This window comes from Rhodobium orientis, from assembly GCF_003258835.1.
In the GTDB taxonomy this organism is placed as follows: domain Bacteria; phylum Pseudomonadota; class Alphaproteobacteria; order Rhizobiales; family Rhodobiaceae; genus Rhodobium; species Rhodobium orientis.
Map to the genome: position 1 here is coordinate 1 of NZ_NPEV01000019.1, position 14,959 is coordinate 14,959.

Sequence of the window (14,959 nt, forward strand, 5' to 3'; positions counted from 1 at the left end):
CTATCGCGTCTGCTTCGGTGCAACGCATATCGCAACCATTGACCTCAACCATACCCGAAACGATCATCAATGACTGTCAGCCATGTCCCCGAACACCTGTCAATCATCTCCCCGGGACAAACATCAAGGCCCGGGGTGACGCTGAGGATGGCGCCCAATCTTTGAAAAGCACCAAATTGCGGAGTCGCGGAAAGCGAAAAGCAGAGCGAAGCGAACCGTGGCGGTGACGCGCCCCCTCCCCCCGCGACAATGCAGCCCCCTGACCAATGTTGTCCTTTCGGGCTAGGTTTTGACGCTGGTCAATTCCACCCCCTCAAAGCCCGGTTAGTGTCAATCCGTCATGACAGAAACGATCGTCGCCAAACCGCCGTTCACCCCGCCGGACCTCTCCAGGCTGCCGCGCTTCCTGCTGGCACCGCTGCCGCTGCCGATCGTCCAGCCGGTGCTCGCCCGCATCGTCACCCATGTGGCGAAGACGCGCCCGGAAGTGTTCGAGCGGCTCGGCGCCTGCGCCCGCCGGCGCTATCTCATCGATCCGACCAACCTGCCCTTCGTCATGGTGCTGGTGCCGGATCCGGTGCGCCCGAGCCTCACCGCATATCGCCGCGGCGCGGACATCGCCCATGACTGCTCGATCGCCGGCACCTTCCTGACGCTCCTCGACATGATCGACGGCAGGCTCGACGGCGACGCCCTCTTCTTCAGCCGCGATCTGAAGCTGAACGGCGACACCGAGGCGATCGTCACGCTGAGGAACGCCATGGACGACCTGGAAGGCAGCATCGTGGAGAACGTCGTCGGCGCGCTCGGCCCGGCCTCGGCCCCGGCGATGCAGGCGCTGCAGAAGCTTCGCAAGATCAGGACACCCGACAATGACCGCTGAATCCCTCACCAAGACCGAACTGGTCTGCCCCGCCGGCACGCCCGCTGCCCTGCGCACCGCCGTCGATGCCGGCGCCGACGCGGTCTATTGCGGCTTCCAGAACGCCTCCAACGCGCGCAACTTCGCCGGCCTCAACTTCACGCCGGCCGAGCTGGAAAAGGCCGTCGACTACGCCCACCAGCGCGGCGCCAAGGTGCTTCTGGCCTGCAATACCTTTCCGCCCGGCGGCAGCACGGACATCTGGAAGACCGCCGTCGACGATGCCCACAGCTTCGGCATCGACGCGATCATCGTCGCCGATGTGGGCGTCGCCAACTATGTCCGCGAGACCTATCCCGACCAGCGGCTGCACCTGTCCGTCCAGGCCGGCGCCTCCTCGCCCGAGGCGATCCGCTATTTCTGCCGCGAGTTCGACGTCCGGCGCGTTGTCCTGCCGCGCATCCTGACGGTCGCGGAGATCAAGAAGGTCCACGACGCCATCCCCTGCGAGATCGAGGCCTTCGTGTTCGGCAATATCGGCATGATGAAGGAAGGCCGCTGCGCCCTCTCCACCTATGTCACCGGCGAATCGACCAATATGGACGGCGCCTGCTCGCCCGCCCACCACATCCGCTACGTGGAGGACGACGAGCGCAATTTGACGACCCGGCTCGGCCGCTTCGCCGTCGACCACTTCGCGGCCGGCGAGGCCGCCGGCTACCCGACTATCTGCAAGGGCCGGTACCTGACCAACGACCGCACCTGCGGCTACTACGCCTTTGAGGAGCCGCGCACCCTCAACCTCTCCGCCCTCTTGCCCGACCTGATGAAGGCCGGCGTCACGGCGCTGAAGATCGAGGGCCGGCAGCGCAGCCGCGCCTACGTCAAGGCCGTCGTCTCCGCCTTCCGCCATGCGGTCGACGCGCTGATGGAGGGCCGCGATCCCAAGCTCGCCGACCTCATCGCGCTGACCGAAGGCGCCAAGCAGACCGAAGGCGCGTTCAAGACCAAGACCTGGAGATAAAAACGGTGACCGAGAAGATTTCCGCAGAGCTCACCCTCGGCCCGGTGCTCTACAACTGGAAGGCCGACGCCTGGCGCGACTTCTATTTCAAGATCGCCGACGAGGCGCCGGTCGATACCGTCGTCATCGGCGAGACCATCTGCTACAAGCGCGCGCCCTTCTTCGAGCCGCTCTATGGCGAGGTCATGGAACGGCTGGAGGCCGGCGGCAAGACGGTGGTGTTTTCCACCCTCGCCGAGGTCATGCTGCCCCACGACCGGCGCATCGTGGAGAGCATCTGCTCCATCGAGGACCACCTGGTCGAGGTCAACGACGCCTCGGGCCTCTATCACCTGACGGGAAAGCCGCACAATATCGGCCCGCTCTTCAACACCTACAACGAGGAGGTGGTGAAGACGCTGGCCAAGCGCGGGGCGAAGAATTTCTGTGTGCCGCATGAGATGCGCGCCACGGCGATCGAGGCGGTGGCGAAAGAAGCGAATGCCCTCGGCTGCACCGTCGAGGTCCAGGTCTTCGGCCGCCAGTCCCTCGCCCTGTCCGCCCGCTGCTACCACGCCCGGGCCCATGACAGGATCAAGGACACCTGCCAGTTTGTCTGCGAGGATGACCCGGACGGGCTGAACCTCAGGACGCTGGAAGGCCAGCCCTTCCTGACCATCAACGGCGTCCAGGTGCTCTCCAACGACTATGTCGACCTGATCGCCGAACTGCCGGACCTCGCACGCATGGGCGTCGCCCGCTTCCGCCTGTCGCCCCAGAACGTCGACATGGTCGCCGTCGCCAAGGTCTACCGCGCGGCAATGGACGGCGATATCACGGCGGCCGAAGGCCACGAGACCCTGAAGGACCTGGTCGGCGACACGCCACTCGCCAACGGCTTCTTCTACCAGCAGCCCGGCTATCGCTTCATCGACGGCGACGCCGTGGTGCACTGAGGGAACTCGGCTTTCCGTCTGAGAGGCCCATCGCCGCCTTGACCAAGTCGTCTATGCGGCGCCGATCGATCGTTCCGAAAGGCCGCCTGGATTGCCGCGTCGGCCTTACGGCCTCCTCGCAATGACGTTGAAATAATTGAGAAAATCGTCATTGCGAGCGAAGCGAAGCAATCCAGTGCTGAGACGGCGGCATAGACAGGCGGCCCGATAGGCCGCGCCACCAAGCAGGCCCCTCACCCCTTCGTCAACTCCGCAATCCGCTCGTGCACGAACGCCGGCAGCTCCACTGCCTTTCGCGTGGAAAGGTCCATGGCGAGTCCGGCCGTTTCCGTGACGGCGGCGAGCCGGTCGGTGCGGGACTCGAACAGATAGTGCGTGAAGGTGAAGGTCTTGCGCGAGGCGCCGGTGAAGACCGTCACCATGTGGACGAGATCGCCGGCGCAAAGCCCGTCGAAGACCGTCAGCTTCATCTCGATCGCCACCCGCCCGAAGCCCTGTTCGGCGAGCCAGCGCGCCTTCAGCCCGCCATGCTCCCAGGCGTGCGGCGCGCCGTCGGTGACGCACGAGATATAGGTCTGGTCGAGCGCCTTGCCCTTGACGTCCGCCTGGCGCGGATGGATGGCGCCGCGGAACGTCACGCTGCCGCCACGGGCCAGAAGCGCTTCGCTGGTCGCGCCGGCCGGGTGCGGCGCGGCGGCAAAGCTGCGCGGTGACGCGGTGTCGAAATCGGCAACGGTCGGCAACCCCGCTGCGCCGCCTGGATGGACGGCGAACCCGTCGAGCGCCGTCGCCGCCAGCCGGCCGGTGACCGGGTCGTGCATCTCGTGCATCACCGTCAGCGGATGCGGCCCCCCGTCAACGACCGCCGAGGTCACCACCAGCGTCTCGGCCGCGCGCATTTCCTTGTGGTAGCGCACATGGCGCACCAGCCGCGGCCCGGTGCGTGCTTCGCTGAGGTCCGTCTCGGCCGCAAAGCGCCGCCCGGCCGTGTCGAACTGGGCGAAATAGAACTGCACGTTCATATGGGCGTTCTCGTCACACTCCCAGGTGTTGACGACGCTGCGAACGGTCTCGATCGCGCCCATCGCTCAGGTCCCCGCCACGGCCTTTGTGAGGAAGGCATCGATCCGCTTGCGGCTCTCCCGGGCGATAGCGATCGGAAAGGCCTGGAACACGTGGCAGCCACCGGGCGCGACGTCGAGGGCGGTCGGATTGCCGCTCGAGGCCCAGCGCTGCGCCATGAAGAGGCTGTCGTCGAGGAGCGGATCGCGCGAGCCGACGGAGAAGAGCGCCGGCGGCAGGCCGGAAAGATCGCCGTGGATCGGCGAGATGTCCGGATCGGCGACGTCGCGCGCCGGGCCGGACAGGAAATGGGCGACGAACATCTCGATGTCGCGGGTGTTGAGCACCAGCTTGCCGGCGCCCCAGCGCCGCACGCTCGGCGTCAGCGCCAGGTCGTAGCAGCCGGCAACGAGGTTGGCGCCGCAGAACGGCGTCATCCTGCGCCGGTCGCGCAAGCGCAGCAGCGTGACGACGGCAAGATGGGCGCCGGCGGATTCGCCCCCGATGGTCAGCCGATCGGTGCGGAACTCCTTTGCGTGTTCCACCAGCCAGAGCGCGGCCGCCTCGCAGTCGTCCGGCCCGGCCGGATAGGGGTGCTCCGGCGCCAGCCGGTAGTCGACGGAGACGACGACGAGGCCGCAATTGTCGGCGATCTCCAGCAGACGGTCGTCCTGCTGGTCGGTCGTCCCGAGCGTCCAGCCGCCGCCATGGAAGTGCAGATAGACGCCGCGCGGTGCGCCCGTCGGCGCAACGATCCGCATCGGGATCGGCCCGCCCGGCCCGGGGATCGTCACGGTCTCGGCGCGCGGGCTTTTTTCCGGCAGCGGAAACGGCCCGCCGCCTTCCGCCCGCGTCTGGCGAACAAGGGCCGGCTCGAACTGCCAGGGGTCGGGCAGCGCGGAAAGCGTTTCCAGCAGGTCGGCGTTGAAGGCGCGGGTTTCCGCCGAAACGGCGGTATCCTCGAAGAGGGCGGAATCGATTGCGATCATGGGCTTTCTTGCGGCTATCTTGTCCGTTCCGTGCGGAACCTTAGAAACTGAAGGAAGGGTCGCGGCGAGGCTAGCCTCTCGCGGGCGACAATCCAAGGCACGCCGGTCGCAGACGAACCAGGAAAGAGATTATGTACCGAACATCACGAAGTGACGTCACGGTCGACAACGCGGCAACGACGACGACCGACACGCTGCGCCAGGCGATGACCCGGATGACCGTCGGCACCAGGGGCCGCGGCATGACCGAGATCACCGACGCGATCGACGACTGGCTCTCCGGCGTGGAGGCCGGCGACGGGCTGTTGACGGTATTCCTGCGCCACACCTCCGCCTCGTTGACGATCCAGGAGAACGCCGACCCGGACGTCCAGCACGATCTCCTGACCTCGCTCGACCTGCTGGCGCCGGAGGACGGGCCCTGGATCCACACCATGGAGGGCCCGGACGACATGCCGGCCCACATCAAGTCGGCGCTGACCGATATCAGCCTCTCCATCCCGGTCGTCGGCGGCCGCATGGACCGCGGCACCTGGCAGGGCGTCTACGTGGTCGAGCACCGCGCCCGCCCGCACCGGCGGACTGTTGCGCTGCATTATCTGGGGAGTTGAGGAGGGGCGTCGCCGCAGACGCGCGTCGCCCGCAAGCCACTGCAGCGCAGGTATCTGCCATCGATGGATGGAGCTGACGCCGAAACTGGATTGCCGCGTCGGCCTTCCCGCGCTCGCGTCACGGGCCGCTCCCCGTCCTTCAGACCCTCGCAATGACGTTGAAACCAAGAAAAAAACGTCATTGCGAGCGCAGCGAAGCAATCCAGAGCAGAGGGCGCGGCAACGCATAGTCGCTTGCCGCAAGCCCTGAGTTTCGCTTGCGCCGGCCCCCGATACCCCGACACAGAACCGCTGGCAGAGCCGTACCGATAACCCGGCCGACTGCCGCCGCCCGGCCCACTGCCAAAAAACTACCGCACAACCATCACCGACACGTCGGTGTGACCGGCCAGGAATCCTGCATTGGAGGCGAACACATATTCCCGGAAATGGGGGATGTGCGAGGCCATGATGACGAGGTCGGCGCCGAGCGCGTGGATTTCCTTGTTCAGCGTCTCGTCGAGATCGACCGCCGGGTCGTGGCTGACCAGCGCCTTGGCGGCGATGTCGATCTCGTGCTTGGTACGCTGCCCGGCCGTGTATTCCTCCAGCACCCGGGCGAACTCTTCCGGATTGTGCGCCACCTTGCTCGGCGGCGTCGCCGTCACGGCGACGAAGGTGATGGTTGCGCCGTAGAGCTTGGCGATGTCGACCGCCGTGCCGATGGCCTTGTCGAGGTGATCCTTATGGACCAGGTCGATCGGCACCATGATGTTCTTGTACATGATTGTCCTCCCGCAAATGTCTCGTGCTGCAACGGAACCGGACCGCCGCGCCGGCAAAGGCGTCCCGCCGGCGGTCCGGATGTCCGAGCGTCAGGCCCTGCTGGCTTTCAACAGGCCCATGAAGATGCTGACGCACATGACCAGCAGGACGATGGTGAACGGAAAGCCCGTCGAGACCGCCATCGCCTGCAGGGCCGTCAGCGCCTGCGAGCCGCCGACCAAGAGCAGGGTCGCGGCGACCAGTCCTTCAAAGACGCACCAGAACACGCGCTGGGCGACCGGAGCGTCGGTCTTGCCGCCGGCAGTGATAGTGTCGATGACCAGCGAGCCGGAGTCCGACGAGGTGACGAAGAACACCACGACGAGGATGATGCCGAGGAAGGAGGTCAGCCAGGCAAGCGGCAGGTCCTTCAGCATTTCGAACAGCTTCAGGGGCAGCGCCGCCGACTTGACGCCGGCTTCCGGATCGGCCGCGACCTGCTCGATCGCCGTGCCGCCGAAGGCTGCCATCCAGACGACGCTGACCAGCGTCGGGATGACGATGACGCAGAACAGGAATTCACGCACCGTGCGGCCGCGCGAGACCCGGGCGATGAACATGCCGACGAACGGCGACCAGGAGATCCACCAGGCCCAGTAGAACGAGGTCCAGCCCTGCGAGAAGTTGGCGTCCTCGCGGCCGAACGGGTTCGACAGCGGCAGCAAATCCTTCACATAGGCCGCACCGCCCGCGATCATCGTGTTGAAGATGTCCATGGTCGGACCGATAACGACGATGAAGACCAACAGCAGCGCCGCCAGTGCGATGTTGATCTCCGACAGCACCTTGACGCCGCCGTCGAGACCGCGCAGCACCGAGATCAGCGCCATCGCCGTAATGACCGAAATCAGCACCACGCGCGAGACGTTGCCGGTCGGCACGCCGAACAGGTAGTTGAGGCCGGCAAGCGTCTGTTCGGTGCCGAAGCCGAGCGAAGTGGCAAGGCCGAACAGCGTCGCGAACACGGCCAGCGTGTCGATGATATGGCCTGTCCAGCCCCACACCCGGTCGCCGAAGATCGGATAGAAGGCCGAGCGCAGCGTCAGCGGCAGATTGTAATTATAGGCAAAGAAGGCGAGCGCCAGGGCAACCACGGCATAGATCGACCAGGGGTGCAGCGACCAATGGAAGATGGTCGCGGCCATGCCGAGATTGCGGGCCGCCTCGATATCGCCGGCCGCGCCGCCGAGCGGCGCCCAGTCGGTGCGCGCGCCGGCCTCCACGACCGTGCCGCCGAGCGAGGAGGAGAAGTGCGAGATCGGCTCCGACACGCCGAAGAACATCAGCCCGATGCCCATGCCGGCGGCAAACAGCATCGCGAACCAGCCGAGATAGCTGTATTCCGGTTTGGCATCGGCCCCGCCGAGCCGCACCTTGCCGAGCGGCGAGACCATCAACATGATGCTGAACAGCACGAAGATGTTGGCCGACAGCAGGAAGAACCAGTCGAAGGTCGAGGTCAGGAACGGCCTCAGCCAGCCGAAGAATTCCGTCGCTCCGGCCTGGAACATCAGCGTCACCATCACGAAGGCGATGATGGTCAGGCCCGAGATCATGAAGACCGGGTTGTGGATGTCGAGGCCGAGCATCTGGACATTGTCCTGGCCGACCTCGTAGTCGGTATCCGTTTCGATCTGGTAGTCGCTATCGGTTTGGTCCGTCATTGCGCTCCCCTTTGCTATCGTCGTCTTGGCGTCTGGCGCTCACACAAGCGACGGGCCGGCCGCAAATATGCCGACCTCATGCATCCCCAAAGGAAATACCCCTGCCGCTTGCCAGTTTAGGAAGGCATTTCGGAAACCGATGTTCCGTCTCCGACTCCAATGCCTTGGCGAACGACGGCCTCGAGCCGTCCCGGCAGTCCCGTTCGCAATCCAAAGATGTGAAGATCACCAGGAAAACGGGCGCAACGCCGCGCCCGCCAAAACGGGTTTGTATCCAGACGGTTGCACGGAACGGGGCCGCCGGTCAACGGCGGCGCCGGACGCTGCCCTTGCCCTTGTGGATAAAGCGGTAACTGGCAGGGGGCGAATGCTGCGCCGCAGCATCGGTGTGCGGGGGAGCGGAACCGACGCCCGCGCCGCATCCGGCCGCATCGCCGGGCCGATGGCGCCCCGGGCGCTGCGCGCCGTCTAGACCCCGAGATAGCCGATCAAGGCGCCCTGTATGAGGAGCACCAGGAGCCAGTGGCCGCCGTCGATGACGGTCAGCAGCACCTTCTTGCCCTGGAAGGCGTAGTTGACGGCCAGCGTGGTGACGACGAAGCCGGCCCAGATGAAGGCCGCCGAGATGACCCCGTTGCGCACCGTCACCGTATCCTGGCCGAGATGGCCGATGACGCCGGCAAGCATGAAGGCCATGATCAGGTTGGCGGCGGCACCGACCAGCATCGGCCCCTTTTGCGGGTTGCCGCCGCCCTCGCCCTTCAGCCGCGCCGGATCGATCTCCGCTGCCGCCATCCACTGCCGCCCGAGAATGCCGTACCAGACGGCGCCGACGACGAAGCCGGTGATCGCCGCGGCCAGGACCGCCAGGTAGTTGATGCCGGCAAAGATCATTCCGATGCCCTCCGTCATGCGCGGCGGGGCGCGCCGCGGTGATCCGTCGCCCTTGGGAGGCGCCGGATTGCTTTTACAATGATCCCTACCATGACCAAAGCCCGGATCGGCGTCACCGCTTCGTGACCGCGCGGCGGTGTCTCCCCATACGCAGCCCTTGCATCGATCGTGAGATAGGTATAAAGATATCTTTATATCAATGAAGCGATGCGACAGATAGTGCTGCAAAAACGCCAGCTCACCTCCAATGTCCTGCTCGGCAGCCTGAAGGCCGCCGCCGAAGTCACGCGCCTGCGCATCCTTGCGCTGCTCGCCCGCGGCGAACTGACGGTGAAGGATCTGACCGCCATTCTCGGCCAGAGCCAGCCGCGCATCTCGCGCCATTTGAAGCTTCTCGTCGAGGCCGGGCTGGTCGAGCGGCTGCCGGAGGGCGCCTGGGCCTATTACCGGCTCAGCGACGACGACACCGTCGGCGCCTTCATCCGCGGCATCCTCTGCCAGATCGACGACAGCGACCCTGTGATCGCCGGCGACAGCCAGCGCCTCGACGGCGTCAAGCAGGAGCATGCCGAGGCGGCCGCGCGCTATTTCTCCGCCAATGCCGGCGAGTGGGACCGCATCCGCCTGCTGCAGGCCGCCGATGCGGCCGTGGAAAAGGCCATGCGCGAGGCGGTCGGCAACCGCCCCTTCGAGGCCTTCCTCGATATCGGCACCGGCACCGGCCGCATGCTGGAGCTGTTCTCCGACCTCTACAATCGCGGCATCGGCATCGATGCCAACCATTCCATGCTGGCGGTCGCCAGGGCCAATCTGGAAAAGGCCGGCGTCCGCGACGCCCAGGTCCGCCACGGCGACCTCTACGCCCTGCCGCTGCCGTCCGACAGCGTCGACCTGGTCGTCATCCACCAGGTGCTGCACTATCTCGGCGATCCGGCGCGCGCCCTGCGCGAGGCGGCCCGTGTGCTCGCCCCCGGCGGCCGGCTGCTCGTTGTCGACTTCGCCCCCCACGACCTGGAATTCCTGCGCACCGAGCACGCCCATCTGCGGCTCGGCTTTTCCCACGACCAGATTGCCCAGGCCTGCGCCGCGGCCGGCCTTGAAACCGAGGCCATCCGCGACCTGGCGCCGGCAACCGCCGCCAGCGGCACCGGTGACGGCAATCTGACGGTTACCCTGTGGCTGGCCCGCGACCCGCGCATCCTGATGGCGGACGACGGCGTCGGCGCCAATCTGGAGACGGTCGGATGAGCGAGACCGAAACCGCCACCGACGACACCCCGGAGCGTCCCGAGATGCACGTATCTTTCGAGTTTTTCCCGCCGAAGTCCGACAAGATGGAAGCGACCCTGTGGCAGGCCATCGAAAAGCTGGCCCCGCTGGAGCCGCGGTTCGTCTCGGTCACCTACGGAGCCGGCGGTTCGACCCGCGAGCGCACCCATGCGACGGTCGCCCGCATCGTCCGCGAGACGAACCTCACCCCGGCAGCGCATCTGACCTGCGTCGATGCCACCCGCGAAGAGGTCGACCAGGTCGCGCGCGACTATCTCGCTGCAGGCGTGCGCCACATCGTGGCGCTGCGCGGCGACCCCATCGCCGGCATCGGCACCAGCTATCGTGCCCACCCGGGCGGCTATGCCTATTCCTCCGATCTCGTCGCCGCCCTGAAGAAGATCGCCGATTTCGAGATCTCCGTCTCGGCCTATGCGGAGCGGCACCCCGAAAGCCCCGACTGGCAGACCGACATCGACATGCTGAAGCGCAAGGTCGACGCCGGCGCCACCCGCGCCATCACCCAGTTCTTCTTCAACAACGACCTGTTCGAGGCCTATGTGGAGCGGGTGCGCGCGGCCGGCATCTTCATTCCGATCGTGCCGGGCGTCATACCGATCCACAATTTCACGCAGATCTCCAAATTCGCCGGCATGTGCGGCGCCTCCATGCCGCAGGCGCTGGTCGAGCGCTTCGAGGGGCTGGAGCACGACCCGGAGACCCACAAGCTGGTCGCCGCCGCCGTTGCCGCCGAACAGGTCGACGACCTCGTTTCGCGCGGCGTCACCGACTTCCATTTCTACACGCTGAACCGCGCCGACCTGGTCTTTGCGATCTGCCACATGCTCGGCATCCGCCCGCATATGGAAACGGTCGCCGCTTGAAAAAAGCGGCAGGACGAGCAGGAACAGCAACACGACCCGGCGCCTTTCGCGCCCGGATCCGAAAAAAATGATTGGACAAGAACCGTGACCGCACCCGTCAGCGAGACCGGAAAAACCCTCCGCGCCGCCGCCTCCGAACGCATCCTCATCCTCGACGGCGCCATGGGGACGATGATCCAGGGCTACGGCTTCTCCGAGGCCGACTATCGCGGCACCCGCTTTGCCGACTGGAACAGCGACGTCAAGGGCAACAACGACCTCCTCAACCTGACCCAGCCGGACGCCATCCGCGACATCCACCGGGCCTATATCGATGCCGGCGCCGACATCCTGGAGACCAACACCTTTTCCTCCACGACGATCGCCCAGGCCGATTACGGCATGGAGGAACTGGCCTATGAGCTGAACGAGTCCGCCGCCCGGCTCGCCCGCGAGGCGATCGATGCGGCCCGCACCGACGGCGTCGACCGTCCGCTGTTCGTTGCCGGCGCGCTCGGCCCGACCAATCGCACCGCCTCCATCTCGCCCGACGTCAACGACCCGGGCTACCGCGCCGTCACCTTCGACGATCTGCGCAGGGCCTATGGTGAGGCGGCAAGGGGGCTCATCGCCGGCGGCACCGACATTTTCCTCGTCGAGACCATCTTCGACACGCTGAATGCCAAGGCGGCCCTCTTTGCCATCGACGAGGTCTGCGACGAGCTGGGCGTCCAGGTGCCCGTGATGATCTCCGGCACCATCACGGACCTTTCCGGGCGCACCCTGTCCGGCCAGACGCCGACCGCCTTCTGGCATTCGGTCCGCCACGCAAACCCGATCTCCATCGGCCTCAACTGCGCTCTCGGCGCCAAGGAGATGCGCGCCCATATCGACGAGCTGTCGCGCGTTGCCGACACGCTCGTGTGCGCCTATCCCAATGCCGGCCTTCCGAACGAATTCGGCGAGTACGACGAAAGCCCGGAGGCGATGGCCACACTCGTCGGCGAGTTCGCAAAAAGCGGCCTCGTCAACATCGTCGGCGGCTGCTGCGGCACCACGCCGGATCACATCCGAGCCATCGCCGAGGCGGTGAAGGGCGCCGCCCCGCGCAAGCTGCCAAAGCCGCCGGCCCATCTGCGGCTGTCCGGCCTGGAGCCCTTCACGCTGACGCCGGAGATCAACTTCGTCAATGTCGGCGAGCGCACCAACGTCACCGGCTCGGCGAAGTTCAAGAAGCTGATCACCAATGGCGACTACGCGACGGCGCTCGACGTCGCCCGCGCACAGGTGGAAAACGGCGCCCAGATCATCGACGTCAACATGGACGAGGGCCTGCTGGATTCCGAGAAGGCGATGACCACCTTCCTCAACCTGGTTGCCGCCGAGCCAGACATCGCCCGCGTGCCGGTGATGATCGACTCGTCCAAATGGTCGGTGATCGAGGCCGGCCTCAAATGCATCCAGGGCAAGGGCATCATCAACTCGATCTCCCTGAAGGAGGGCGAGGAGCCGTTCCTGAAACAGGCCCGCCTTGCCCGGCGCTACGGCGCTGCCGTCGTCGTCATGGCCTTCGACGAGGATGGCCAGGCCGACAGTTTCAAGCGCAAGACCCAGATCGCGCGGCGCTGCTACGACATTCTGACGGAAAAGGTCGGCCTGCCGCCGGAAGACATCATCTTCGACCCGAACGTCTTTGCGGTCGCCACCGGCATCGAGGAACACGACAACTACGGCGTCGACTTCATCGAGGCCGCCCGCTGGATCCGGGAGAACCTGCCCGGTGCCCACATCTCGGGCGGCCTGTCGAACCTCTCCTTCTCCTTCCGCGGCAACGAGCCGGTGCGCGAGGCGATGCACACCGTCTTCCTCTACTATGCCATTGCCGCCGGCATGGACATGGGCATCGTCAATGCCGGCCAGCTTGGCGTCTATGACGACCTCGACCCGGAACTGCGCGAGCTGGCCGAGGACGTCGTCCTCAACCGCCGCAAGGACGCCACCGAACGGCTCGTCGACGCCGCCCCGCGCTTCAAGGGCGATGGCTCCGGCGCCAAGCGGGTCGTCAATCTGGAATGGCGCGCGCTGCCGGTCGAAAAGCGGCTGGAACATGCGCTCGTTGCCGGCATCACCGACTACATCACCGAGGACACGGAAGAAGCCCGCCAGGCCGCCGTTCGCCCGCTCGACGTCATCGAGGGCCCGCTGATGTCGGGCATGAACGTCGTCGGCGACCTCTTCGGGGCCGGCAAGATGTTCCTGCCCCAGGTGGTGAAGTCGGCCCGCGTGATGAAGGCTGCTGTCGCCTATCTGACGCCCTACCTGGAAGAGGAAAAGCGGCGCGCCGGGACCACCGGCAAGAGCTCCAACGGCAAGATCGTGCTCGCCACGGTGAAGGGCGACGTCCACGACATCGGCAAGAACATCGTCGGCGTCGTCCTCCAGTGCAACAATTTCGAGGTCGTCGACCTCGGCGTCATGGTCCCGGTCGACCGCATCCTGGAGGCAGCCGCGAGCGAGGAGGCCGACATCGTCGGGCTCTCCGGCCTGATCACGCCGTCCCTCGACGAGATGTGCCACGTCGCCGCCGAGATGCAGCGCCGCGACCTCGACCTGCCGCTCCTGATCGGCGGGGCGACCACCAGCCGCGTCCATACCGCCGTCAAGATCCACCCGAACTATACGGGCGGCCAGGCGATCTATGTGCCGGACGCAAGCCGCGCCGTCGGCGTCGTCTCCAAGCTGATGGGCTCGGGCCGGGCCGACTACTACAATGAGATCGGCGCGGAATATGCCGGCATCGCCGATGGCCATTCCCGCGGTCGCGGCCGCCGCCCGCGCCTGTCCCTGGCGGACGCCCGCAAGAACCGGTTCCAGCCCGCCTTTGCCGGCTACACACCGCCGGCGCCGTCCTTCCTCGGCACCAAGGCGATCCACAACGTGCCGGTTGCCGACCTCATCCCCTATATCGACTGGACGCCGTTCTTTGCGACCTGGGAGATCACCGGCAGCTTCCCGCAGATCCTGGAGGACGACCGCCGCGGCGAGGCCGCCCGCGCGCTCTATGACGACGCCCAGAAAATGCTGGCAAGGATCGTCGAGGAGAAATGGCTGCAGGCCAACGGCGTCGTCGGCTTCTGGCCGGCCAACGCCTCCGGCGACGACATCGTCCTCTATACCGACGACAGCCGGAGCGAGACCCGCGCCACGCTCTATTCGCTGCGCCAGCAGATTGCCCGCCAGGGCGGACGCCAAAACGAGCGCAAGAACACCGCCCTTGCCGACTTCGTCGCGCCTGTGGAATCCGGCACGCCGGACTATATTGGCGGCTTCGCCGTCACCTGCGGCCTTGGCGAGGCAGCCCGCTCCAGGGATTTCGAGGCAGACGGCGACGACTACAACAAGATCCTCTTCCAGGCCCTTGCGGACCGGCTGGCCGAGGCGTTCGCCGAATATCTCCACGAGCATGTGCGCCGCGACTACTGGGGCTATGCGCCGGGCGAGAAGCTGACCCAGGAGGAGCGCATTGCCGAAGGCTATCGCGGTATCCGCCCCGCCCCCGGCTATCCGGCCCAACCGGACCACACGGAGAAGGAGACCCTGTTCGATCTGCTGGACGCCACCGCGGCCACCGGCATCGAACTGACCGAGAGCTTTGCCATGTGGCCGGCCTCCTCCGTCAGCGGCCTCTATCTCTCCCACCCGGACAGCCACTATTTCGGCGTCGGCAAGATCGAGCGCGACCAGGTCGAGGATTATGCCCGCCGCAAGGGCTGGTCCTTGCAGGAAGCGGAGCGCTGGCTGGCGCCGATCCTCAATTACGATCCGGCCGACGAGAACAAGGCGGCAGCGGAATAGGGCTGCCGGGAAAAGGTGTTTTCGGACCGGCGCCGGCAATGGTGCTCGCCACCGCCGGCAGCTGTCATGTCTGCCATGCGCATGATCGATAAAAACACCTCGACCCCGGTAACCAAATTCCAATCCG

General features: G+C 66.1%; 12 protein-coding genes. 7 read left to right on the plus strand and 5 right to left on the minus strand.

Annotated elements, in window-relative coordinates:
* Positions 1–340 precede the first annotated feature (340 nt).
* The 3 genes from ubiT to ubiV are packed head-to-tail and all read left to right on the plus strand — an operon-like array spanning position 341 to position 2,821.
* Positions 341–883 carry a ubiquinone anaerobic biosynthesis accessory factor UbiT gene (gene ubiT, locus CH339_RS10430; protein ID WP_111434299.1) on the plus strand — a complete coding sequence of 181 codons (543 nt, stop codon included), beginning with the start codon at positions 341–343 and terminating at the stop codon, positions 881–883.
* On the plus strand, positions 873–1,886 hold the full coding sequence (gene ubiU, locus CH339_RS10435; RefSeq protein WP_111434300.1) for a ubiquinone anaerobic biosynthesis protein UbiU: 1,014 nt from the start codon (positions 873–875) through the stop codon (positions 1,884–1,886). Before ubiT ends, ubiU begins: the two co-directional genes overlap by 11 nt.
* A gap of 5 nt (positions 1,887–1,891) precedes the next feature.
* Positions 1,892–2,821, plus strand: coding sequence for a ubiquinone anaerobic biosynthesis protein UbiV (gene ubiV / locus CH339_RS10440; protein WP_245408133.1), 930 nt, complete (start codon positions 1,892–1,894; stop codon positions 2,819–2,821).
* 233 nt (positions 2,822–3,054) lie between these two features.
* On the opposite strand, the gene CH339_RS10445 is transcribed toward ubiV, so the two are convergent.
* Entirely contained in the window at positions 3,055–3,906 is an 852-nt protein-coding gene (locus CH339_RS10445; protein ID WP_111434301.1) for a thioesterase family protein, read from the minus strand.
* Positions 3,907–3,909: 3 nt separating this feature from the next.
* On the minus strand, positions 3,910–4,872 hold the full coding sequence (locus tag CH339_RS10450; RefSeq protein ID WP_111434302.1) for an alpha/beta hydrolase: 963 nt from the start codon (positions 4,870–4,872) through the stop codon (positions 3,910–3,912).
* 131 nt (positions 4,873–5,003) lie between these two features.
* Between CH339_RS10450 and CH339_RS10455 the strand changes: the two genes are divergently transcribed.
* Entirely contained in the window at positions 5,004–5,483 is a 480-nt protein-coding gene (locus CH339_RS10455) for a secondary thiamine-phosphate synthase enzyme YjbQ (RefSeq protein ID WP_111434303.1), read from the plus strand.
* A gap of 350 nt (positions 5,484–5,833) precedes the next feature.
* Here the strand turns inward: CH339_RS10455 and CH339_RS10460 are convergent, their stop codons facing one another.
* The 3 genes from CH339_RS10460 to CH339_RS10470 form a co-directional block, all read right to left on the minus strand.
* Positions 5,834–6,247 (minus strand): universal stress protein, encoded by a 414-nt coding sequence (locus CH339_RS10460; protein WP_111434304.1) that lies wholly within the window; start codon positions 6,245–6,247, stop codon positions 5,834–5,836.
* Between the two features lie 90 nt (positions 6,248–6,337).
* Positions 6,338–7,951, minus strand: coding sequence for a BCCT family transporter (locus tag CH339_RS10465; protein ID WP_111434305.1), 1,614 nt, complete (start codon positions 7,949–7,951; stop codon positions 6,338–6,340).
* A gap of 468 nt (positions 7,952–8,419) precedes the next feature.
* Entirely contained in the window at positions 8,420–8,845 is a 426-nt protein-coding gene (locus tag CH339_RS10470; protein WP_111434355.1) for a DUF1761 domain-containing protein, read from the minus strand.
* A 207-nt stretch (positions 8,846–9,052) separates the two neighbouring features.
* On the opposite strand from CH339_RS10470, the gene CH339_RS10475 reads away from it, so the two are divergent.
* The 3 genes from CH339_RS10475 to metH all read left to right on the plus strand — a co-directional run bounded on the left by CH339_RS10475 (position 9,053) and on the right by metH (position 14,832).
* Positions 9,053–10,093 carry an ArsR/SmtB family transcription factor gene (locus CH339_RS10475; RefSeq protein WP_420825919.1) on the plus strand — a complete coding sequence of 347 codons (1,041 nt, stop codon included), beginning with the start codon at positions 9,053–9,055 and terminating at the stop codon, positions 10,091–10,093.
* Positions 10,090–10,998 (plus strand): methylenetetrahydrofolate reductase [NAD(P)H], encoded by a 909-nt coding sequence (gene metF, locus CH339_RS10480; protein WP_111434306.1) that lies wholly within the window; start codon positions 10,090–10,092, stop codon positions 10,996–10,998. The genes CH339_RS10475 and metF overlap by 4 nt, the downstream gene beginning before the upstream one ends.
* Before the next feature lie 84 nt (positions 10,999–11,082).
* Positions 11,083–14,832, plus strand: a complete 3,750-nt coding sequence (gene metH / locus CH339_RS10485) for a methionine synthase (protein WP_111434307.1) — start codon at positions 11,083–11,085, stop codon at positions 14,830–14,832.
* Positions 14,833–14,959: the final 127 nt, after the last annotated feature.